Here is a 21425-nt window from a genome sequence, read left to right as displayed (position 1 = left end):
CCTGCGTTGCCCGCGAGCTCCGTGTCGGTGGAGGGTCGCGGACGGGCCGCGTCGCCGTCGGGAACTCGCCGCTCATGCCACTGTGGCAATACCTGGCGCAGTGACACGTAGGTGCCGGCCTCTCGCAGGAGGCCGGCCCTCAAGCCCTGAGCGGTCCATGGTTACTTCGGCTCCGGACGGTCTCCCGGGCCTGGGCGGGCATGGCTCCACGGGCGGGCGCAGCACCACCAGGTCCTCCTGTGGGGAGCCGTGGCCCCCCGGGGGTGGCACGGCTCCCCGGCAACGGGGGTCGCAGCCCGCCCGGTCCTGTCGGCGAAGCGCGGCTGCTCCCTCCTGGTTCCGGTCGGGCCACGGTCCGCGCCGCGACCAGCGCCGGGTGACTCGGCGGCTCGAGTCCCTCGTACAAGTTGTCTCCCCGTGATCGGTGAACCGGTCGGCTGGGCGGGGTCGTCAGTCGGGGCATGGAGATCGGTGAGCAGCACATCGCCGAGCCCGGGCTTGTGGTCTGGTTGGGCTTCGTGGCGCGGGAAAAGCGAGACACGGCCAGCCGCCGAAGCATGGGCGGGAGTTCCGTATCGTGATGACTGACATCGCCGCCGACTGATACGCGGTCTACCGGTCCCCACGATCCCAACGTCACTGACGACCGGGCAGGTGCCGCTTCTCCTGACATGAGGGAGTACCGAGGGCCGGCTCGAGGCGGACGCAGCAGTGGCCGGGGGTGGGGGCCAGGCATGCCTGGTAGCCGGCTTCGCCGAGTCCTTCGAGGGCGCCGCGGAGCAGGTGAAGGTTCATGCCGCACACGGTCTGGGTGTGTTCGCGGGCGAGGGTGTGGAAGGGGCAGTTGCCCAGCACGATGGCGTCACCGTCGTGGCGGGGTTCGAAGCCGTTGTCTTCCAGCAGGTCGAACACGCCCGTGTTGGTCTGACCGGCGAGCTGGGCGCCGAGGTTGTGGGCCTTTCGGTGCAGGACGGTGCGGACGGGTTCGCCGGTGGCTTCGGATTCCTCGAGGGCCTGAGCGAGAAGGCGGCCGGCCAGTTCGTAGTGGCGCTCGGGCAGGCTGACGGTGACCTGCTTGGAGGACCGCTTGTAGAGCTTGGCCGGCCTGCCGGCTCCCGGGCCGGTGCGGCCGCTGCGCCGTTCGTAGACGACGTCGAGCAGTGATTCGTCCGCCAGGCGGTCCAGGTGGAAGGCCGCGGTCTTCCGGGCAAGGCCCAGGGCCTCGGCGGCCTCGTCGCGGCTGACCGGTCCCGGCTGGCGTACGACGTGGTCGTACAGCCTCCTGCGGGTCGGCTCGTCGAGAGCGGCGACGGCGGAGACGTCGGGGTGGGGTGCTTCTTTCGGGTGGTCCACAACACCAGTGTAAAACCCACAGCCATTGACTAAAGAAGGTTTGCGCGCTTCTATTGCTAGTGGAAGTTGCCGATAGAAGGAAGTGCGTCATGTCGTCCGCAACCACCACCACGTCCACCACCTCTCGACGGACCGCGCTCGCCGACCCCGGCTACCAGGCGTTCGTCATCCTGCGCACAGGGTTCACCGTGGCGCCGATCCTGTTCGGGCTGGACAAATTCACGAACCTGCTAGTGGACTGGCCCACCTACCTCGCGCCGTGGATCAACGACATCGTCCCGGGCAGCGCCCAGGCGGCCATGTACGCCGTGGGCGTCATCGAGATCGTCGCGGGCCTCGTCGTCGCCCTCGCCCCCCGCTTCGGCGGCTGGCTGGTCGCCGGATGGCTCGCCGGCATCATCGTCAACCTGCTGACCATCCCCGGGCACTACGACATCGCACTGCGCGACTTCGGCCTCCTGCTCGGCGCAGTGGCCCTGGCCCGGCTCGCCCAGCGCTACCACGGCACCCGGCAGCCGCGCTGACCGTCGCCGCAGCGGGCCCGACCGGCGACAGGCGGGTGAGCGCCCGGGGCTCACCCGCCCTCGCCGACGGGACCGCAACACATGGCACGCGCGGCCTGCGGGATGGGAAGGTGGTGCCATGGGAACCAGCAACGGTTCTCCGGAGACAGCAATCGATCCGGTCCCCTCGGCCGGACGCCGGCGGACCCGCGGCTACGTCTCTCTGCGGGAGTACGCGGTCCTCGGCGACGGCCGCACCGCCGCCCTGGTCGCCCGAGACGGGTCGATGGACTGGCTGTGCCTGCCCGACCTGGACTCCCCCGCCGTGTTCGGCGCCGTGCTGGACGCCGCCCGCGGCGGCCGGTTCACGCTCGAGCCGTCCGTGCCCTACCGGGTGGAGCGCCGCTACCTGCCCGGTACCAACGTCCTGGAGACGACCTTCCGCACCAGCACGGGCACGGTGCGGATCACCGACGCCCTCACCCTCCACGACGACGCAACGCTCACCCCGGCGCGGGAGCTGCTGCGACGCGTCGAGGGCCTGTCGGGATGCGTGCCGCTGCGCTGGAGCGTCACGCCGCGCTTCGGCTACGGCACCCACCGCACCCGGATCACCCGGCGCGCCGGTGTCCCCGTGGCGACAGCCGGAAGGGACGCGCTGGCGATCTGCGCCTGGGAGGCGGGCGAGCCCGTATGCGACTCGAACGCCGTCAGCGGGCACTTCACGCTCGCCGAGGGCCGGCGTGCTCTGCTTGCGATGCCGTTCGCGCATCAGGAGCCTCTCGTCCTGCCCGCCCGCTCCGAGTGCGAGGCACGCTTGGACGCCACGTGCGCGGCCTGGCGGCGCTGGGCCGACGACCGCCCGTACACCGGGCGGTGGCGCCAGGCGGTGATGCGCAGCCTGCTGGCGCTGAAGCTGCTGGTCTACGCCCCTTCGGGTGCGGTCGCGGCCGCGGTGACGACCTCGCTGCCGGAGGAGATCGGCGGCGAGCGCAACTGGGACTACCGCTTCTCCTGGGTGCGCGACTCCGCCTTCACCCTGGCCGCGTTCCTGAGGCTGGGCTGCCCGGCGGAGGCACACGCCTACTTCTGGTGGCTGATGCACGCCTCCCAGCTCACTCACCCCCGAATGAATGTGCTGTACCGGCTGGACGGCGGGCACCGCACCCCGGAGAAGACCCTGTCCTGGGAGGGCTACCGCCACTCCGAGCCGGTCCGCACCGGCAACGCCGCGGTCGCGCAGGTCCAGCTCGACACCTACGGGGAACTGATGCAGACCGCCTGGCAGTACGCGGGGGCCGCCGGCCGTCTCGACGCCGACGTCGCACGCCGTCTCGCCGAGCTGGCCGACCTCGTCTGCACAGTCTGGCAGGAGCCGGATGCGGGCATCTGGGAGGTCCGCAGTCCACCCCGTCACTTCACCCAGTCGAAGATGATGTGCTGGGTCGCCCTCGACCGCGCCGCCGACCTCGCCCAACGCGGCCTGATCCCCGACCGGCACCTGCCCCGCTGGAACGCGGCACGCGACGACATCGCAGAGTTCATCGAGAACCGCTGCTTCTCGGCCGACCGCGACAGCTACGTACGTTCCCCCGGCAGTGACGACCTGGACGCCGCCGTCCTGCTGGGCCACCTGTACGGATACGGCGGCGACGATCACCGCATGCGGGCAACGATCAGCGCGCTGGATCGCGATCTGAGGCACGGGCCCTACGTCGACCGGTACTCGGGGGAAGACGGCCTCGCCGGCGGTGAAGGGGCCTTCCTCGCCTGCTCGTTCTGGCTCGCCGAATCCCTCGCCCGCACCGGCAGCCTGGCGCAGGCGGTCGAGCTGATGGACGAGCTGGTCGGACTGTCCAACGACGTCGGCCTCTACAGCGAGGAGATCGACCCCGTCACCGGCGACTTCCTGGGAAACCTGCCCCAGGGCCTGAGCCACCTGGCGCTGATCAGCGCCGCCTGCGCCATCACCGCCGCGAGCAAGGACACGGCGCGGTGAACGCGTGGGGAACCGCCGCGGGCGCCTTCATCGGCACACTCGCCCTGACGACCGCGCTGCGCGCCGCCAGTGAGCTGAGACTGACCCGCATTGACCTGCCGTTCCTGCTCGGCACGGCGGTGACCGTCGACCGTACCCGTGCCAAAGCCCTCGGCTACCTGATGCACTTCGTCAACGGTCAGGTCTTCGCGTTCGTCTACTTCGCCGTCTTCGTCGCCATTGACCGGGCGGGCTGGTGGCTGGGCGCCCTGTTCGGACTCGCGCACGGCCTGTTCGCCGGCACCGCGCTGGTCAACATCCTGCTGCCGCTCGTCCACCCGCGCATGGGCAGCCCTCTGACCAGCGCCCCGAAAAGCGCGCTGCTGGAACCGCCCGGCTTCCTGATGCGCAACTACGGGCCGGGCACGCCCGTGGTCACGGTCCTCGCCCACATCGGCTACGGAGCGATCGTCGGCGGCTTCACGGGTTTGGCAGTCTGATGCGGAAGACAACACGGCGCGGGCCGCCGCCGTGGCCTGATGACGCACGCTCGGCCGCATCCGCCGCCCCGTGGGGGTCCGGTGGCCTCCGGTGTCCCGTACTTCAGCCACACGGTGAACCGCACGAGGCCCTGCCCGGTCGCACGCCGGTCGCGGCCGGTCAGGGCACACACCGCGGGTAGAGCTACGCGGCCGGTCTCGCGAGGCTGAGCATGTGCGGCCAAGCCGCCCAGGTCACACCACCGTGACGGCCCAGGTCCTGGCGAAATCCAGCCGTCACGCAAGGTGGCCGCTTCACTGAAGTTGAGCCAGAACCACCCGAGAACGGGCGTCGTTCGCCGCTGAGCGCGGGCGGCGCCCCGATGCCGATGCGTTCGACGTCCACGGCCTCGCGAGGCACCCGACACCGGCCCAAGGGGTACGTGCACCGATGTGACCGGACTCCAGTGGCCGCGCATCGCGGGAGCCACCGGCATCGTCACCAGCCATGGCGAGGCCGGCGGCCCGCCCCTCCGCCAGGCGTACCACCGCAGCGGAGCACGCGGACTCGGGGCACTCCGTGAACCGGCTCGGGAACCGTTCCCTCCGATCCTGCGTGACCTCTTGACGAGTTGTCGGCTGGTGGTGAGGGGACCGAATGAGAGCGCGAACGATGGTGCGCGTGGCGGTATCGACCTGTGTGGCGCTGGTGGCCTGCGCGTGCGGTCCCGAGGCGACGAAGGAGGACACGGACGCGAAGCCTTCGTCGCCGTCCGCGTCCACGTCGGCCGAAGGGCCGTCGGCCACGCCGTCCGCGTCCGCACGGACCGGGAAGCCGTCGGCCGAGCCGAGCGGCGACCAGCCCGCGCCCAGGACGATCGAGGGCGCGATCCAGCGGTACGAGCAGTACCTCCACGCCCTGGGCCGTGAGGACATCGACACGGTCTGCGAAGTGGCCGGCCCCGCTGCGAAGAAGGCACAGGACCAGGGGCTCGGCCCGTGCACGTCGACGTACGCCGTCGTGTTCCAGATGATCTCGCCCGCGCAGAAGAAGGCCCTGCAAACCGCGACGGTCGACCCGCAGCGCATCGCGGTGCGCACGCCCGACAAGATCGAGATGCCCGTCGAAGCGGTCAGGGCGTCCGCCACCTTCTCCGAAAGCGACCTCGGCAGCTACACCCTGGAGTACCTCAAGAACGACTGGTACATCACCGACTGAACCCGACGCGTCGCACGTGGAGCCGCCCGACGGACGGTCGACCGACAACCCGCCGGCGACGTTCGCCCGCACCATGCTGTCGGCTGTCTCCGCCCTTCGTATCCGGCCGCACCGGCGCTGCCCCGGGGGCGGCCGCCGTCGACCGCGAACCTGGTGGCCGCCGATCGCCATTCCCTGGACGGCCTCCTGCCCTGTGAAGCCTCCGACGAGCCCGTGCAAGGAAGGCGGGTTCAGGGTGTGCTCCCGTACGGCGACCGGTCGGTGGGCCCGCTGCCACAGCGCTCGGGGGCGTCGGGAGCGGCTGCCAGCCGAGACCCCGGCAAAGCTCGCGCACGGCGTACTACTCCACGGTGCCGGGCCCATCGAGCCCGCTGAGCGTCCCGGGACAGGCCCGAGGTGAGGGTTCGGCAGCGGTCGCCGAGCAGCAGTGAGGGGCGAGTCGACCTCGCCTGATGGATCAGTGCTTGCCGGGTGCCTCTCCGTTGCCTTCCTCGCACACCTGGCTCGGCGCGTGCCAAGGCCGCCGGCGCCCGCCGATGCTGGCGGGACCGTGGCGCCTCCGGTGTTTACGGTTCGTGCGATGGGGCCGGATGACGCCCGGGGTGATCAAGGAGTGCGGAACCCCTGAAAGGTCACGTGCTTGCGGGACTTGAAGCCGAGCCGCTCGTAGAGTGCGATCGCGCCGGTGTTCGCCTCGGCGACGTGCAGGAAGGGGCGTTCGTTGCGAGCCACGATACGGGTGGTGAGCGCACTGACGAGACGAGCGGCGTGGCCTCGCCCGCGTGCCTCCGGGGCAGTGCAGACGGCGCTGATCTCGGTCCAGCCTGGAGGCCGCAGTCGTTCGCCCGCCATCGCCACCAACGTGCCGTTGTCACGGATGCCGAGGTAGGTGCCGAGTTCGTGGGTGCGCGACCAGAACGGTCCCGGTCGGGTCCGTGCGACGAGGTCGAGCATCTCGGGCACGTCGTCCACGCCCAGTTCGACCACGCTGGTGTCGGATCCGGCGTGAGAGAGATCGGGCCGGCCGCTGCCGGGCCAGATCATCTGACGGCCTTCGAGGAGGAACACCGGCTCCCAGTCCGGTGGCGGGGCCGCCGGGGAGCCGAACATGTCGGCGAGCTCTCCCCGGCCGAGGAGCTTGGCGAGGTCGGCCCAGTCCGCCGCGTCAGGGTCGGTGGATATCGCGGAGAAGGTCGCGACTCCGGGCAGGTAGGTGGCAGCCTGGCCGAGTTGGCGGGCGAGATGTGCGTGGTGGCCGCGGAGTGACTGGCCCACCGGGTCGTCGAGTACCAGGGCGTCGTGGACCACCATCGTGCTGTGCCTCTCCTGTCATGGTTAAGCAGTCGGCCGACACGGCTGTCGCCGTGGCAACGGCAGCGGGCCGGCGCCTTCCTGCAGCCGCAGTCTAATTGGTGCCGGTAGCAGGCCTGCGGCACCGGGTACGTAGCCCTGTCCGACCACCCTGCGGCTGGCCGAAAGCCATCAGTGCCGACTTCTGATGTGGCCGCGGCGGCCGACCGGGCGAGGCATCCATGATCAGCACATGTGCTGCGCTTCTCCCCGCTTTGCCGCATGCGCGGCATAAAGGCGGCAGGCTCGCCGCCACGATTCCCGCGGCTCTGCGGGTTCCGGGCTCCGCTGCACGACCGCAGTCATCGTCTCGGCCGCCGAGCCCATGAGAGGCTGAACCGCATGGGTGGAGCGTCGGACGGTCAGGCTTCCCGGCGGTTTCTGGCTGCGATTCAGGTCGGTGACATCTGCAGCGGGATCGCGGCAGAGGTGTCTCCACGAGGGGTGTCGGTGATCCTGGACGATTTCGCCGCTCGTCCGCTGGGGTTCGTGGGGCCCTTGGACCTGTCTTGGCGCCATTTTTCGTCTGCATCGGTGGAGGCGGGCCAGCGAATCATCGCCGAGGTGACGGCCGTCGATTTGGATCAGGGCCAAGCCTGGCTGTCCATGGCCGCTACGGAGAACGCCGAGCTCTGGGCGTTCCTGAAGTCTCTCCGCGTCGGCGAAATGATTTCGGGCAGGATCGCGTCGATCGAACGGTTCGGCGTGTTCGTGGCGTTGGACGACGGCCCTGACCACCCGGTCTTTCCCGGTGTCGGGTTCATCACGATTCCCGAACTGTCCTGGCGACGTTTCGAGGCAGCTTCGGAGATCGTTGAGGTGGGACAGCGCGTTTCGTGCGAGTTCCTCCAGTTCGACACAACGAACGGAGAGGCCAGGCTGTCCCTGCGAGCGACGCAGCCTGACCCTTTCCAGGCGTTCGCCGCCGGCGCCAGGGTGGGGCAGGTACTGCAGGGACGGGTCACCAAGTTGGTGCCGTTCGGCGTCTTCGTCCGGGTCACCGACGGCCTTGAAGGTCTGGTCCATCTGCGAGAGCTCACGTGGACGCCTGTCGAGGCTCCGGAGGAGGTCGTCCGGGTCGGCGACACGATCAAGGTCGCCATCACGGAGATCGACCGACAGCGACGCAGGCTGGCGCTCTCCCGACGACAGGCTTCTACGGCTCTCGAATGACACGTACCCCCAGGGGCTCGCGGCTGCGTCGCAGGGCTCCGGCAGACCCACTGTCAGTGCTGTCCGTTACCTTCGGGCCATGTCGATCAACGCACGACTACGCGACTCCGTGAGGCTGCCGGGTGGGGCCGCGCTGGTCAACGGCTTTGCCTTCGAGAGCCGCGGGGACGGTTCGCGCCGCGCCCTCCTCCGGAGCGGGCGGGAGCTGGAGGTCTATGAGCTGGACGAGATCTTCGCCGGGGAGCGGGCGCCGAGCGCCGCGTTCCCCTTGCCGTGGCCGGCGTGGGACCGCGGTGTTCACTCGGTGAGTCCGGACGGTACGTTCGCCGTGTTCTCGGGCCAGCGTGCGGTACGGGCCGTCGGCCGGGGTGGGCAGACTCTGTGGGAGTACAGGCACGGTTGCTGGGGGCCCGAGCTCGGCCATGCGCACACGGGTGACGAGCTGGAGGTGTGCCGCGGGCTGGAGCACGGGTCCTGCCGGGTGTCCGACGACGGACGGTTCGTCTGGGCACACATAGTGGCTGAACTCGGGGGTCAGGACTGGCAGGAACGCTGGGTCGTCCTGGACGCCCGGGACGGACGAGAGCTGGCCCGGCTGCCACTGGACAGTGCGGCTGCCGGTTCCTATCACCTGTCCCACCCGGACGGCGTCCACATGGGTCTCTCCATAGGCACGGGCCAGGACGGCATCCTTCTCCACTGGGCGCGCTGGGACGGGGAGAAGCTGACCGGCTGGGACCTCAACCGGACCATGGATCGCATTCTGATCGACGTCCACACGCAGCACGCCGGCTTCCTGACGGTCGAGCACTACGGAGCCGACCTCAGACTGCACGCCCTGGACGGCACCGTGCTCGCCGAGGGAGTGCCCGAGCCGGGTGACGATGAAGACCCGGGGCACCTGCCCCGCTGGGACGATGCCTGCGGCTTCGTCGACGCCGACACCGTCATCGCCTCGACGGTCGACTCCGACGAGGAACCGGATCGGGCCCGCCACTGGCTCCTCGATGCCCGAACGCTACGGGTGCGTGGGACGGTCACGTATCCCGAAGGCCCCGTCGACAGCTACGCGCGCCCGCTGGGAGACGGTACCTGGCTGACGTACGACGACAATGACGAGACACTTGACCGTTGGATCGCGGTTGCGTCCTGAGGGCGGTGTCTGCGAAAGGGACTGACAGGGGGATCATGATGTCAGTGGACGTACCGCCCATCGTCTTCGTCCACGGAACGCGGTTCAGTGCGGGGCAGTGGAGCGCACAAGTCGCCGCGCTCCGGGACGAGTTCCCGGTCGCCGCGATCGACTTGCCCGGCCATGGCGCCCGCACGGCTCAGCCGTGGAGCCTGAGCGCGGCGACGGAGATCATCACGTCAGCGGTGGAGTCCCTCGCCTGTGGCCCGGCTCTGGTCGTCGGACACTCACTCGGCGGATACGCCTCACTGGAGTTCGCCCGGCGTCGCCCCGAGCGGCTGCGAGGGCTGGTCCTCGCCGGGGCGAGCGCCTCCACCAAGGGCGCCTGGGCGGCGCCGTATCGGTGGGTCGCCGGGCTCGTTCCCCGGGTACCGGCGGACCGGCTGGCCCGGTGGAACGACAGGGTGCTGCGCCGGCTCTACTCTCCCGACGTGGTGGAGCCGACCATCCGCACGGGCTACGCGTTCCATGCCCTGCCCGCCGCATGGGGAGAGGTGCTCGGCCGTTTCGACGCGGAGAGCATGCGTCATGTGAAGGCTCCGGTCCTCATACTGAACGGGGAGAAGGACACCGTCTTCCGTTCCGGCGAAAGGGACTTCGCCCGAGCGCACCCGCAGGCTCGTGTCGAATTGATCCCACGGGCTCGGCATCTGGCGAACTTCGACGATCCGGAGGCTTTCACCGGGGCAGTGCGCCGCTTCGCCCGGCAGCTAGCGTCTGGGGCTGACCGGCGTCGATGACGGTGATCTCGGGAAAACGCCCACCAGCCGAGCGGGAGGGCGGCGAGACCGCCGGCCCCAAGCAGGTGTTCCAGCCTGGGCGCCCCGGGGCCGACCGTCTGTCGTGCGGAGTGGAGCAGGGCTGTACAGTGCCCTTCCGGCGGAACACCGGCCCCACCCGCACCGCCTTCCCCCACGCGCATCGCTTCTTCATCTTGTGCTGAACAGCCCCGGCCTTGCGCCGTGTGGTCCGGAAAGGGCCCTTTACTCTGTGATCACTCGTACCTGGCTGAGTGCGCTGGCCACGACGGCCGCCCTCGCCGCCACAGGCGGTCTGCTCACCGCCACCCCGGCCGCCGCCGCCGTCACCTGCGCCTCTCCGATCTGGAAGGCGCAGTTCTTCGCCAACACGTCATTCAGCGGCACCCCCAAGCTCACTAGCTGCGACACCACCATCAACGAGAACTACGGCACCGGCGACCCGGCCGGCGTCACCCTGCCCAGGGACAACTTCTCCGTCCGCTGGTCCGTCACCCGCGACTTCGGCTCCGGCGGGCCCTTCACGTTCTCCGCCGCGACGCAGGACGGCATCCGCGTGTACCTCGACGGGGTGCGCAAGATCGACCTGTGGCGGAATGTCTCCACCACGCAGAGCAAGACCGTCAACGTCACCGTCCCGGCCGGACCCCACACCCTCCGGGTGGACTACGTGGCCTGGACGGGCTCCGCGAACGTGAAGTTCACCTACGCGCCCCGCACGGCGGCCACCGTCGACACGGTCCGGCCGCTCGCGCCCACCGGCACCTCGGTGGCGTACGACCGGGCCACCAACAAGGCCACGCTCCGCTGGTCGGCGAACAAGGAGATGGACCTCGCCGGTTACCGCGTCTACCGCAGGCTGAGCTCCACCGCTTGGGCGAAGGTCAGCGGCACGGCGCTCGTCACCGGTACCTCGTTCGTCAATTACCCGCCCGCTACCGGCGAATCGTTCCTCTACCAGGTTCGTGCCGTCGACAAGGCGGGCCGCGAGTCCCTCGGCAGCGCCGACCAGACGGTCGCCAGTGTCGACCGGACCGCCCCGGCGGCACCGGGCGGGCTGACGGCGACCGACGGGCAGGGTGGGACGGCGTTGGCGTGGCAGCCGGTCCCCGGTGCGGCGAAGTACACCGTCTTCCGCCAGCAGCAGGGGCAGACCGACGCCGGTGGCCCCCACCCCGTGGTCCAGATGGCCACGGTGACCTCCGCCTCCTGGACGGACACCACCGCCGCCGAGCGGACGGGCTACACCTACGCCGTCTCCGCCTCCGACGCGGCCGGCAACACGTCGGTGACGCGCAGCGCGGTGTCCGCCACGCACGGCGACTACGCACCCGCGGTGCCAACGGGCGTGACGGCCCAGTTCGAGCCGGGCAACGGCATCGTCGTCAATTGGACCCGCTCGACGAGCGACGACGTCAGCCACTATCGCCTGTACCGGTTCGGCGCTCCGTACGTGGAGGTCTGGGGCAGCACCTACACGGACATGTCGGTCCGCCACGGCAGCACGTACACCTACACCGTGACCGCCGTGGACGAGGCGGGCAACGAGTCCCCCGTGTCCGCCTCGGCGTCCGCCACGACCGATGGTGACCTGGTCGCCCCGGCGCCCGTCACCGGCCTGAAGGCGACGGCCCGCGAGGACGGCGTACTGCTGGAGTGGCAGCCGAGCACCGAGCCCGACCTGAAGCGGTACGAGCTGTTCAAGGCCGAGCAGTACGACGACGGTGAGGGCGGCCACGTCTGGCTCGCGCACCGGTTCGCCTACATCGCCGAGGACACCACTTCCTTCCTCCACGGCAGTACGGCGGACGGCGAGACCGTGATGTACGCCGTGGTGGCCGTGGACGACTGGGGCAACTCCCTCCGCGCGGACGACGAGAGCGTGAACTGGGTCGAGGTCACCGAACTCGGCACTCCCTCCGCGAGCTGAGCAACCCCCGCCCGAGGCCGCCGCGCCCCGGCAAGGGGCGGCGGCCTCAGCCGTGCACCCAGGCCACGGCTCCTCGCCGGTCGCCCCTCGTACGCCCTCCGGCACGGGTGGCCAGCCGCCGGCTCCCTTGCCTGGTTCAGGGCGCCGCCTCCATCCAGGGCACGGGGGCCGGTGTCGGCGTTTCGGCCAACCCCCCTGCTGTGCCCTCCCGTTGCGGGAAGCGGGTCGATGCATCCCCCACGCTCCGTCGCGCGCTCTATCTCGGGATTCCGTAACCGACCGAAACACAGGTGTTCGATATCCCGGCCGGGTCGTTGAGCCTGACGAGCACGCCGCACGACCGTCAGAGGGGGACCACGTTGACTTCGGCCGCCACGAACGAACAGCAGGACACCGCGCCGCCTCCGCCACCGCCGGCGGAGATCACCTACAGCGGGCAGTACTCCGTCAATCCGCTCGCCGAGGTCTCCTTCCGCCGGATGTGTGCGCAGATTCCGGCCGTCCTGGGCCGGATCGCCATGCTGTCGTGGCGGACCGACCGGCGGGCCGTGCAGCTCCTGCTTGGCTGCCAGGTGGTCACCGGCGTCTCGGCCGCCGTGCTGCTGGCCGCCACCGCTCGCGCCATGGGGCCCGTCCTCGGGGACGGCTCCGCCGGCGAGCGGCTGCGCGGTGCCCTGGCGGCGCTGATGGTGGTGGCGCTCGCAGCCGCGCTGGGGCGTGGCGCGGGGGCGGTGGCCACGTACGCCGAGCGGCGGATCACGCCGCGGCTGACCACGGAGACGGACAGTGCGCTGGTCGAGGCGGTGTGCCGGGTGGAGGCGGCGGCGTACGCGGAGGACGGGTTCTCGGACCGGCATGAGGCGGCCGAGATGGGGGTGATCCGCACCCAGGTGATGGTCACCGACGCTCAGCGCTTCCTGTCCGCGCTGATCCGCATGGTCACAGCGGGCGGCGTGCTGTCGGTGCTGAACCCCTTGATGCTGCCGCTGCTCCTGCTCGCCGTGCTGCCGGCCGGTGTCGGCGCCGTCCTGACCGCCCGGGTCGATTACGAGATCCACTACGCCAACGTCGCCGACCGCAACGTGCGCGGCATGATGCGCTGGTGGGCGACCACGTCGAAGTACGGGGACGAGGTCCGCGCCAACTCCATGACCGACTACCTGGTGTTCTGGTACCGGGCCCTGTCCGACCGGTGCGACCGGCGCACCCTGGCCGCGGCGCCGCGGACCCTGCGGATCGCCCTGCTCTCCTCGCTGGCCGGCGGTGTGTTCCTCGTCGCGACCTGGGGAGCGCTCGCGTGGCTGGCCGTGACCGGCCGGATCGGACTCGCGGTCGCCGCCACGGCCGTCATCGCCGTCCAGACCACGCTCGCCGCTCTCTCGCAGGTCGTCATCAACGGCGCCGCGGTCTTCCACACCAGCCTGTATCTGAGCGACATGCAGTCCTTCCTCGATGACGCCGCCGCCCGCACCCCCAGGCGCGGCCCGCGCAAACTCGCCGCGCCGGTCGAGGAGATCCGGCTCGAGGAAGTCGTCTACCAGTACCCGGGCAAGGACAAGCCTGCCGTGGACGGTGTCTCCCTCACCCTGGAGCGCGGCCGGATCCTCGCGATCGTCGGGGCGAACGGCTCGGGGAAGTCCACGCTCACCAGGCTGCTGACCGGGATCTACCTGCCCGACAAGGGCAAGGTCACCTGGAACGGCACCGACCTCGCCGACGCCGACCCGGCCACCGTGTGGGCGAACACCGGTCTGGTGCCGCAGATCTTCGCCCAGTGGCCGCTGCGGGTCCGTGAGAACGTCACCCTCGGCCAGCCCCGCACCCACGATGACACCCCGGTATGGGAGGCCGTCGACGCGGTCGGCCTCCGCGAAGCCGTCGAGGACCTCCCGGCGGGCCTTGACACCCTCCTGGCCCGCGACGTCTTCGGCGGATCGGAGCTCTCCGGCGGCCAGTGGCAGCGCGTCGCCTGCTCCAGGGCCCTGTACCGGCGGCCCGGGCTGCTGATCCTCGACGAGCCCACCTCCCAGATGGACCCGCGCGGCGAGCACCAGATCTTCGAGCAGATCAAGGCCATCGCCGCCGACCGCATCACCATCGTGGTCACCCACCGCCTGGAGAACACGAAGATCGCCGACCACATCATCGTGATGGAGCACGGCCGGATCACCGAACAGGGCCGCTGGGACGACCTCGTCCACGCCGGCGGAACGTTCGCCGAGCTGCTGGAACTCTCCCAGGACCGCTGACCGACCCTTCCGGCCCCGACACCCGACACCCGAGGAGCTGTTCGTGATCATCGACGAGGAACCCTGCGGGACTGCCGCGCTGCTGGTCGATTCCCGTGGCCGGTACCTGCTGCATCTGCGCGACGCGAACAAACCCATTTGTGACCCTGGTACGTGGAGCATCCCGGGAGGTAACCGCGAGGGGATGGAGTCCTGCCGGGAAGCGGTCGAGCGGGAGCTGCGGGAGGAGACCGGCCTTGCCGTGCCGCTGGAGGAGTTCACGGTCGTGGACAGTGTGGGCCCTGACGGAACCAAGGGCCGTATCCACGTCTACCTCGGCGCCTGGGACGGCGACGCCAACGAACTGCCATGTCCCGAGGGGATCATGTTCCGGCACTTCGACGCCGCGACGATCCCGTACTTGACGATGTGCCCCTGGACGAAGGAGGTCATCGACCTCCACCAAACCCGGAACCCCGCCCCGCCCGCCGTGCCGGCGCAGCTCCGCCCGGGCGGCCGGGCGCGCCTGAACGTCGTCGGCGTACACCTCTACCTGGAGCAGGACGGCAAGGTGCTGCTCGGCCTGCGCCACCCCGACGCCGCGTTCGGGGCCTCCACCCACCACTTCCTCGCCGGACACTGCGAGCAGGAGTCCGCCGTCGGGTGTCTGGTCCGTGAGGCCGAGGAGGAGGCGGGGCTGGCCATCGCCCCCGCGCACGTGGAACTGGCGCACGTCGTCCACACGCTGGACGAGCCGGGCGGTCAGCCCCGGATCGGGATGGTCTTCCGCGCGCACCGCTGGCAGGGCGAGCCGGTGGTGCGTGAGCCGGACCGGTGCGTGAGCTGGGATTGGTGGCCGGTCGACGCGCTTCCCTCGCCGATCGTGCCCTACACCCGTGCCGCGATCGCCGGCATCCGGGCCGGCCGCCTCTACAGCGAACTCGGCTGGCCCTGACCCGCCTTGACGACCATGCGGGGGCCGGCGTGACCAGCGGCGGCCGGTGCTTCTCGGCGACGTGCCCGGTGGTCCTTGACGTGGGCGTCGTTGAGCACCTTGGGGCTGATGCCGCCGATGCGGTCCAGCAGGGCGCGCGGGCGCATCGGCCCGCCCTCGCCGAGGATGTAGACGACCACGCTGTCCCAGCGGTTGGCGAGCACCTCGAAGGCGACGCGCGCCCGGCAGTCCGCGGCGAACGGGTCGCCTCCGAGGTCGGGTCCTGGTTGCATGCCCTCCATCGTGCCCGGGCGACGCATACCTGGTGGTGTGTATCGCCACGCCTAGCGTCAGCCCCGTCCACTGTGAGCGACGTGAACGGAGCACGAGCATGCGCATCGGAATTCTCGGTACCGGGGCGATGGCGCGCGCACTCGGGGGAGCCTGGGTGCGGGCGGGGCACGACGTACGGATCGGTGGGCGCGACACGGCCGCGGCCGCCCGAGCCGCGGACCTGGCGGGTGCCGCGGGGCACGGCACGCTCGCCGAGGCCGCCGCCCACGGTGAAGCGGTACTGGTGGCGGTGCCGGCCGTGGCGGCGCCCGGGCTCGTCGAAAGCCTCGCCGGGCCGCTTGCCGGCCGCGTCCTGCTGGACTGCACGGTCCCCATGGCGCCGGGCGGCGACGGGCGGCCCGTCCTCACGGCAACGGTCCCCGTCGCCCGGCAACTCGCGGAAGCGGCGCCCGGGTCGTATGTCGCCAAGGTCTTCGGCCTCGTCCACGAAAGCATCTGGACCATGGACCGCCCGTCGTTCGAGGACGCGCCGCTCGCGGTGCCCTTCTGCGCGGACGCGCCAGAGGCCGTACGGCTCACCACCGAGCTGGTCAGCAGCATGCACTGCACCGCGCTTCCGTGCGGTGGGCTTCACCGGGCCGGGCTGCTGGAGGCCACCGCGGTCTTCGCGATCGGTGTCTGGTGGTCGGGCGCCGAGGTCCCGGCCCGCTTTCCCCGCCCCAGCCCTGGCGCCGGGCGCCGTCGACGACTAGGGCGGGCGCGTCCCTTCGGTCGGGCGGCGGCGGAACCCCCGCTTGATAGGCAAGTCACTACTTGCCTATGGTGGTGGTCATGGCGGAGGATGTGTTCAAGGCGCTGGCCGACCCCACCCGTCGGCTCATCCTCGATGAGCTGGCGGAACGGGACGGCCAGAGCCTGTTCGAGATTTGCACCCGGCTGGTGACCAAGCACGGTCTGGGGCTGTCCCGCCAGGCGATCAGCCAGCATCTGGCCGTACTGGAAGCGGCGGGTCTGGTCGTTTCACGGCGCCAGGGCCGCTACAAGTTCCACGACCTGAACACCGAACCCCTTGAGCGCATCGTGACCCGATGGCTCAGGCCCGATGCACCGGAGAGCACCCCATGAGAATCCACCTCACCAGCGTCTTCGTCGACGACCAGGAAAAGGCCCTGCGCTTCTACACCGACGTGCTGGGCTTCGTGAAGAAGCACGACGTCCCGCTGGGTACGGACCGATGGCTCACCGTCGTCTCGCCGGAGGACCCCGACGGGACCGAGCTGCTGCTCGAACCTTCCGGCCATCCCGCGGTGCCGCCGTACAAGTCGGCGCTGGTCCAGGACGGCATCCCGGCCGCGTCCTTCGCCGTGGACGACGTACGAGCGGAGTTCGACCGGCTGCGCGAGCTCGGGGTGTACTTCACCCAGGAGCCGCTGGAGATGGGCACGGTCACCACCGCGGTCCTGGACGACACCTGCGGCAACCTGATCCAGATCGTGCACAGCAGGTAAGGCGGCTCCGGGGCCGTTCGACCGCCGCGATCCACTCGGATGCGGGGCCCTGTCCTCCCTCTCCTCCGGAACGTCCTCATTACCCCGGCGGTAATCGACCGCTCTCCCCTCCCCCGGCAGGATCGAACACATCGACGGGAGCCCCTGTCGTGATCCGGCCGCAGCCGCGAGGAGAGCGCATGTCCGTCACGTACACGAATCCCATCGCCGAGGCCACGCGGGCCGTCGTGCAGGAGTTCCTGGCCGCTCGTCTGGCCGGGGACACCGGGCGGCTCGTCGCGCTCTTCGCCGACGAGGTCGACTGGGTGCTCGCCGAGAACCCCGTCGTCCCGTGGATCAGGCTGCGGTCCACCGCCGCCGAATGCGCCGCCCAGTTCACGGAGTTGATGGAGCACACCGTGCCCGAGGACGCGCGCGCCTCCGTCGACACCTTCCTCGTCGACGGCACCGACGCCGTGCTGATGGGTTATGTGTCGGGGACCGTACGGGAGACGGGAAAGTCCTTCGAGGGCCCGTTCGCGCTGCACCTCACCGTCGAGGACGGCCGGATCACGCGGCACCACCTCTACGAGAACAGCTTGTCGATCGCCGAGGCCTGTACGTCGTGACGGGGCCTGTACGTCGTGACGGGGCCTCCCCGGTCGGCCTATGGAGCCGTCCGGGCGGAGCCCGCGGCCGCCACGACGGTCTCTCCGGCACGGGTGCGCGCGTACAGCACCTGTCTGCCGGCACGGTGGGAGCTGACCAGGCCGGCGGTGCGCAGGGCCGTCAGGTGCTGGGAGACTCCGCCGGGGGTCAGGCCCGTGCGGCGGGCGAGGTCCGTGGTCGAGGCGGGGGCGGTCAGTTCGGTCAGGAGGGTCGCGCGGGAGCGGCCGAGTACGCCGGCCAGGGCATCGGACACGGCCGCGGGCCGCGTGTTCCACAGCGTGCCGACGGCGCGGGGCGGGTAGCGGAGCGAGGGCTGCCATGGCTCTGTGAGCACGGAGAACACGCGCGGCCACACGAAGGCGGACGGCACCAGCAACAGCCCCCGGCCGTCGAGCCGGCGCGCTCCGCGCGCGGTGCGGTGCTCCAGGTGCAGGGTGCCTCCGGCCCAGGTGACCTGGGGGTCGAGGTCCGCGAAGAGGTGCTGGGCCCCGCCTTCGACGAGACGGCCGGCGCGGTAGCGGATGTCGCCCTCCAGCAGGGTGAGGATCCGCGACCAGTACGGTGCAAGAGCCAGCTCCCAGTACGCCTCCAGCACGTCGGCCAGGCGCCCGAGTTCGGCTGCCGGGTCGGCGCGCAGTGCCGCCATCCGCTCGGGCGGCACCTCGGCCGTCGTGTGCAGCAGCGCCGGAGGGGTGGCCCGGACCGTGGCCAGTTCCACGTCCAGTGACGGCAGCGGCGTCGTGGGCGGGGGGCAGATGAACCCCGGAATGCGGCCGGTCCAGGGCGAGCGTGTCGGCACCGGAACGAGGTCGAACAGCGGCCCCAGGTCCAGGTCCGCCGCCGCCAGCCGGGGGCGCACCTGTTCGGCCCAGGTGCGGTGCAGGCCGTGCTCGTCCGCGCCCTTGAGCACCCGGACGCCGGCCACCAGCTCCCACAGCGGGGAGATCGCGAAGCGGGTGCGGGCCACGTCCTCCACGCCGAGTTCGATCTCGATCATTTAGCTGAGGGTAAATCAATAGGGCGTCGGGTCGGGGGTCGAGCACGGTACGGGCATGACCCGAACGCCCCATTCCCCCTGGCCGCTGCGCGACTTCCGCGTGTTCTTCGCCGCCGGCTCGCTCAGCCACCTCGGCAGCAACGTCGGCTATGTGGCGATCCCGCTGCTGGCCGTCACCACCCTCGGCGCGGGCCCCGGCCAGGCCGGTGCGCTGGCCGCGCTGTCCACCGTCGCCTTCCTCATCATCGGCCTGCCCGCGGGCGCCTGGGTGGACCGGCTGCCCGCCCGCCGGGTGTTGGTGGCCGCCAACGCCGTACGCGCCGTGCTGTTCGCGTCCGTCCCCGTCGCCTGGTGGCTGGACGTGCTGTCACTGCCCCAGCTCTACGTCGTGGTGCTGCTGAACGGCTGCGCCACGGTGTTCTTCGACGTCGGCTCGCAGAGCGTCCTGCCCGAACTGGTCGGCCGCGAGCGCCTGGTGCCGGCGAACGTCGCCCTCGTGAGCCTGATGGCCGGCGCCAACATCGCCGGTCGCGGTGCGGGCGGCTTCTTGGTCCAGTTCCTCACGGCTCCCCTGGCGATCCTCGGCGGGGCCGCCGCCTACCTGGCCTCCGCCGCCGGCCTCATGGGCATCGGGCGGCGCCACGCTCCTGCCGGGGTGGTGCCGGCCGACCGGAGACGGCTGCGGACCGAGATGGCGGAAGGGCTGCGCCACGTCCTCGGCAGCCGCGAGCTGCGCGCCCTGGCGCTGACCGCGACCCTCAGCAACCTCGGCGCACAGATGATCAACGCCGTGCTGCCGGTGCTGTTCGTCCGCGAACTGCACCTGCCCTCCGGGGTGCTGGGGGCGTACTGGGCCGCCGGCGGCCTGGGCATCCTCTTCGGTGCCGGCCTCGCCCGCCGCCTCGCCTCCCGCCTCGGCCACGGTCGGACCCTGGGGCTGGCCGGGCTCTGGTTCGCACCCGCCACACTCGCCGTCGCGCTGGTCGGCGACGGGCCGTGGCTGTGGGTGGCCGGTGCCGGGTGGCTCGCGGCCCTGACGAAGACGGGCATCGACAACGTCCTCGGCGTGTCCCTGCGCCAGCACTTGACCCCGGACCCGCTGCTCGGCCGCATGAACGCCACCTTCCGCTTCCTGCTCACCGGCGCTCTGGCCATCGGCTCCGCCCTCGGCGGCCTCATCGGCCAGGCGGCAGGCGTACGCACGGCGGTCTGGGCGGGCGCGATCTTCATGGCCGTCGCCTTCCTCCCCGTCTTCTGCTCCCCCGTCCGTACGCTGCGAGAACTTCCCGTGGCCGCCACACCGCCCCGGCGGGTGTCGGGCGATGGCCCGGGCCATGTCTCCACGGGCCGGACTGGTGGCTGATTCACCTCATGCCGTCGGCGAAACGCCGTCGGCCACATTCCGGTTGGCGAAATGCCGTCGGCGAACGGCGGGTCGCGGTCCGGGGCGGCCTCAGGTGATCCACAAGGAACGGCCTAGTCCTGCCAGTAGAACAGCAGGGTGTCGACGGAGAGCGGCGCGCGCCTGCCGAAGTAGTAGACGTACAGGTCGGTGACCTCGATGGCCTCGGTTTCCTCGTCGATCCAGCGGAGGCCGGCCGCCTCCAGTGCCGGGCGGGCGTCGGTTCCGGCCTCGCGGGCGATGGCGAACCGGCCGAGGGTACTGATCCAGACCTCGCTGTCGCCGAACTCGATGACGTGGTACGTCCCGTCGCCCTGCTGGTGGTGGGCCCCGCAGTGGACGGGCGGGTTCGGGGCGAGGCCCGCGGAGGTGAGCGCCTCCGTGGCGCGGCGCAGCCAGCCGTCCACGTCATGGGGAGCGGGCGGTTCGGCGCACAGGGCTTCGACGCGCCAGCGGGGGTCGGTGAGGCGCCGGCTCCAGGGGGCGTACTCGTGGAGGATCGCGGTGCGCAGCTCCTCGTCCAGGCCGGGAACCTCGACGCGGGGACGGCCCAGGGCCTCGTAGAGCGTGCGTGTTTCGCCGAGGTCGTCGGTCAGCTCGTGGAGCGCGAGGACGGCCCAGAGCTTCGCCTCGGTCGTGGGCGCCTCGGCGAGGTACGACCGGAGGCGGTCGGCGTCGTGCGCGAGCGTGTGGGCGCGGTGGGCCACCATCCGGTCCGGGTCGGCGAGCGCGTACGTCACGTCCTGACCCGCCCGGAACCGCATGCGCAGCCGGAAGAGCCGGTCCTCGGGACGGTCCTCCCCGAGCCGCGCCAGGACCGCCTCGACGCCGTGCCGCTCGACCAGCGCGTCCAGCGCGGTCTCGCCGGCCTCCTGGCTGTGCTGCCACGGGTCGGCGGCGAGGGTGGCCAGTTCCGCGACGGCCGTGAGGTCGCCGGCCAGGCCGCGTGTGCTGAGGAACGCCTCCGGCATGCCGTAGGACTTCTCGTTGCGGCGGTCATCGTGGCGCAGCCAGGGCAGCAGTTCCGGGTGGTCCCCGACGACTTCCAGCAGCGCGCGGCGAACCTCCCCCACGTCGCCGGTGTCGCGAACCCGGTCGAGCAGCAGGCCGGCCCACGCCTCCGGTACGCGTCCGGCGAGCGCCAGCGCGCAGGGCCTCCGCCGCCACCAGGGGTGCGACGGCTCGGCCACGTACCGGGCGAGCTCCTGGGCGTCGTACGCGCGCAGGGCGTCGGTGTCGGCCTGCCCGGCCGACGGGATCAGCGTCTCCATGTCCGGCATCCGGGGATGGTACTGGGCGGGTACCGGCGGCGGCCTGGGGTTTTCGGGGCACGGTGCGCCTGGCTCGCGGGCGATGACCGGCCAGGAAAGAGGACGGGGAACGCCACTCGGGAACGGGAACTGGGAAACGAGGACGGGGACCAGGACTGGAACCAGGGCTCGGACCAGGACCGGGACTAGGACTGGGACCAGGGCCAGC

General features: G+C 71.1%; 20 protein-coding genes. 15 read left to right on the top strand and 5 right to left on the bottom strand.

All coding sequences use genetic code 11. The annotated features are described in order from the left end of the window. Positions 1 to 636: 636 nt before the first annotated feature. A complete protein-coding gene (locus AB0J57_RS32090; protein WP_366131902.1) occupies positions 637 to 1353 on the bottom strand; it encodes a helix-turn-helix domain-containing protein in 717 nt (238 codons plus the stop codon). A gap of 89 nt (positions 1354 to 1442) precedes the next feature. On the opposite strand from AB0J57_RS32090, the gene AB0J57_RS32085 reads away from it, so the two are divergent. The 4 genes from AB0J57_RS32085 (at position 1443) to AB0J57_RS32070 (ending at position 5532) form a co-directional block, all read left to right on the top strand. After that, positions 1443 to 1877 (top strand): hypothetical protein, encoded by a 435-nt coding sequence (locus AB0J57_RS32085; RefSeq protein ID WP_366131901.1) that lies wholly within the window; start codon positions 1443 to 1445, stop codon positions 1875 to 1877. Positions 1878 to 1995: 118 nt separating this feature from the next. Next, positions 1996 to 3855: a glycoside hydrolase family 15 protein gene (locus tag AB0J57_RS32080; RefSeq protein WP_366131900.1), complete on the top strand. Its 1860-nt coding sequence runs from the start codon at positions 1996 to 1998 to the stop codon at positions 3853 to 3855. Next, a complete protein-coding gene (locus tag AB0J57_RS32075) occupies positions 3852 to 4334 on the top strand; it encodes a hypothetical protein (protein ID WP_366131899.1) in 483 nt (160 codons plus the stop codon). The genes AB0J57_RS32080 and AB0J57_RS32075 overlap by 4 nt, the downstream gene beginning before the upstream one ends. Positions 4335 to 4995: 661 nt before the next feature. After that, positions 4996 to 5532, top strand: a complete 537-nt coding sequence (locus AB0J57_RS32070; protein ID WP_366131898.1) for a hypothetical protein — start codon at positions 4996 to 4998, stop codon at positions 5530 to 5532. A 606-nt stretch (positions 5533 to 6138) separates the two neighbouring features. Here the strand turns inward: AB0J57_RS32070 and AB0J57_RS32065 are convergent. After that, a complete protein-coding gene (locus tag AB0J57_RS32065; protein ID WP_366131897.1) occupies positions 6139 to 6843 on the bottom strand; it encodes a GNAT family N-acetyltransferase in 705 nt (234 codons plus the stop codon). 234 nt (positions 6844 to 7077) lie between these two features. Here AB0J57_RS32065 and AB0J57_RS32060 point away from each other — a divergent pair, with 234 nt between their 5' ends. From AB0J57_RS32060 to AB0J57_RS32035, 6 genes are all read left to right on the top strand, one after another. Further along, a complete protein-coding gene (locus tag AB0J57_RS32060) occupies positions 7078 to 8055 on the top strand; it encodes a S1 RNA-binding domain-containing protein (protein ID WP_366131896.1) in 978 nt (325 codons plus the stop codon). A gap of 79 nt (positions 8056 to 8134) precedes the next feature. Further along, the gene (locus tag AB0J57_RS32055; protein WP_366131895.1) at positions 8135 to 9208 is read left to right on the top strand and encodes a hypothetical protein; all 1074 of its coding nucleotides are present in this window, start codon (positions 8135 to 8137) and stop codon (positions 9206 to 9208) included. A 35-nt stretch (positions 9209 to 9243) separates the two neighbouring features. Further along, positions 9244 to 9987, top strand: a complete 744-nt coding sequence (locus AB0J57_RS32050) for an alpha/beta hydrolase (RefSeq protein ID WP_366131894.1) — start codon at positions 9244 to 9246, stop codon at positions 9985 to 9987. A 250-nt stretch (positions 9988 to 10237) separates the two neighbouring features. Continuing rightward, entirely contained in the window at positions 10238 to 11935 is a 1698-nt protein-coding gene (locus tag AB0J57_RS32045) for a PA14 domain-containing protein (protein ID WP_366131893.1), read from the top strand. Between the two features lie 359 nt (positions 11936 to 12294). After that, positions 12295 to 14184, top strand: coding sequence for an ATP-binding cassette domain-containing protein (locus AB0J57_RS32040; RefSeq protein ID WP_366131892.1), 1890 nt, complete (start codon positions 12295 to 12297; stop codon positions 14182 to 14184). Between the two features lie 43 nt (positions 14185 to 14227). Beyond that, positions 14228 to 15118, top strand: a complete 891-nt coding sequence (locus AB0J57_RS32035) for an NUDIX domain-containing protein (RefSeq protein ID WP_366131891.1) — start codon at positions 14228 to 14230, stop codon at positions 15116 to 15118. On the opposite strand, the gene AB0J57_RS32030 is transcribed toward AB0J57_RS32035, so the two are convergent. Further along, on the bottom strand, positions 15094 to 15390 hold the full coding sequence (locus tag AB0J57_RS32030) for a hypothetical protein (protein ID WP_366131890.1): 297 nt from the start codon (positions 15388 to 15390) through the stop codon (positions 15094 to 15096). The two genes, AB0J57_RS32035 and AB0J57_RS32030, sit on opposite strands and share 25 nt — an antisense overlap. Positions 15391 to 15422: 32 nt before the next feature. On the opposite strand from AB0J57_RS32030, the gene AB0J57_RS32025 reads away from it, so the two are divergent. From AB0J57_RS32025 to AB0J57_RS32010, 4 genes are all read left to right on the top strand, one after another. Beyond that, a complete protein-coding gene (locus AB0J57_RS32025; RefSeq protein ID WP_366131889.1) occupies positions 15423 to 16334 on the top strand; it encodes an NAD(P)-binding domain-containing protein in 912 nt (303 codons plus the stop codon). After that, a complete protein-coding gene (locus tag AB0J57_RS32020; RefSeq protein ID WP_366131888.1) occupies positions 16223 to 16516 on the top strand; it encodes a metalloregulator ArsR/SmtB family transcription factor in 294 nt (97 codons plus the stop codon). Before AB0J57_RS32025 ends, AB0J57_RS32020 begins: the two co-directional genes overlap by 112 nt. Next, entirely contained in the window at positions 16513 to 16899 is a 387-nt protein-coding gene (locus AB0J57_RS32015) for a VOC family protein (protein ID WP_366131886.1), read from the top strand. Before AB0J57_RS32020 ends, AB0J57_RS32015 begins: the two co-directional genes overlap by 4 nt. Before the next feature lie 179 nt (positions 16900 to 17078). After that, positions 17079 to 17507, top strand: coding sequence for a nuclear transport factor 2 family protein (locus tag AB0J57_RS32010; RefSeq protein ID WP_366131885.1), 429 nt, complete (start codon positions 17079 to 17081; stop codon positions 17505 to 17507). 38 nt (positions 17508 to 17545) lie between these two features. On the opposite strand, the gene AB0J57_RS32005 is transcribed toward AB0J57_RS32010, so the two are convergent. Continuing rightward, the gene (locus AB0J57_RS32005; RefSeq protein WP_366131883.1) at positions 17546 to 18544 is read right to left on the bottom strand and encodes a DUF5937 family protein; all 999 of its coding nucleotides are present in this window, start codon (positions 18542 to 18544) and stop codon (positions 17546 to 17548) included. A 55-nt stretch (positions 18545 to 18599) separates the two neighbouring features. Here AB0J57_RS32005 and AB0J57_RS32000 point away from each other — a divergent pair, with 55 nt between their 5' ends. After that, the gene (locus tag AB0J57_RS32000) at positions 18600 to 19907 is read left to right on the top strand and encodes an MFS transporter (RefSeq protein WP_366131882.1); all 1308 of its coding nucleotides are present in this window, start codon (positions 18600 to 18602) and stop codon (positions 19905 to 19907) included. 113 nt (positions 19908 to 20020) lie between these two features. On the opposite strand, the gene AB0J57_RS31995 is transcribed toward AB0J57_RS32000, so the two are convergent. Continuing rightward, the gene (locus AB0J57_RS31995) at positions 20021 to 21226 is read right to left on the bottom strand and encodes a hypothetical protein (RefSeq protein WP_366131881.1); all 1206 of its coding nucleotides are present in this window, start codon (positions 21224 to 21226) and stop codon (positions 20021 to 20023) included. Between the last annotated feature and the right edge of the window lie 199 nt (positions 21227 to 21425).

This window comes from Streptomyces sp. NPDC049837 (assembly GCF_040674455.1).
Taxonomy (GTDB): domain Bacteria; phylum Actinomycetota; class Actinomycetes; order Streptomycetales; family Streptomycetaceae; genus Streptomyces.
This window is presented reverse-complemented; position numbering and strand designations above follow the sequence as displayed.

Excerpts from the sequence above, each read along its gene's own strand:
- AB0J57_RS32010 (WP_366131885.1), top strand. The coding sequence starts at position 17,079 with ATGTCCGTCACGTACACGAATCCCATCGCCGAGGCCACGCGGGCCGTC.
- AB0J57_RS32030 (WP_366131890.1), bottom strand. The coding sequence starts at position 15,390 with ATGCAACCAGGACCCGACCTCGGAGGCGACCCGTTCGCCGCGGACTGC.
- AB0J57_RS32050 (WP_366131894.1), top strand. The coding sequence starts at position 9,244 with ATGATGTCAGTGGACGTACCGCCCATCGTCTTCGTCCACGGAACGCGG.
- AB0J57_RS31995 (WP_366131881.1), bottom strand. The coding sequence starts at position 21,226 with ATGCCGGACATGGAGACGCTGATCCCGTCGGCCGGGCAGGCCGACACC.
- AB0J57_RS32005 (WP_366131883.1), bottom strand. The coding sequence starts at position 18,544 with ATGATCGAGATCGAACTCGGCGTGGAGGACGTGGCCCGCACCCGCTTC.
- AB0J57_RS32000 (WP_366131882.1), top strand. The coding sequence starts at position 18,600 with ATGACCCGAACGCCCCATTCCCCCTGGCCGCTGCGCGACTTCCGCGTG.
- AB0J57_RS32085 (WP_366131901.1), top strand. The coding sequence starts at position 1,443 with ATGTCGTCCGCAACCACCACCACGTCCACCACCTCTCGACGGACCGCG.
- AB0J57_RS32055 (WP_366131895.1), top strand. The coding sequence starts at position 8,135 with ATGTCGATCAACGCACGACTACGCGACTCCGTGAGGCTGCCGGGTGGG.
- AB0J57_RS32065 (WP_366131897.1), bottom strand. The coding sequence starts at position 6,843 with ATGGTGGTCCACGACGCCCTGGTACTCGACGACCCGGTGGGCCAGTCA.
- AB0J57_RS32080 (WP_366131900.1), top strand. The coding sequence starts at position 1,996 with ATGGGAACCAGCAACGGTTCTCCGGAGACAGCAATCGATCCGGTCCCC.
- AB0J57_RS32020 (WP_366131888.1), top strand. The coding sequence starts at position 16,223 with ATGGCGGAGGATGTGTTCAAGGCGCTGGCCGACCCCACCCGTCGGCTC.
- AB0J57_RS32015 (WP_366131886.1), top strand. The coding sequence starts at position 16,513 with ATGAGAATCCACCTCACCAGCGTCTTCGTCGACGACCAGGAAAAGGCC.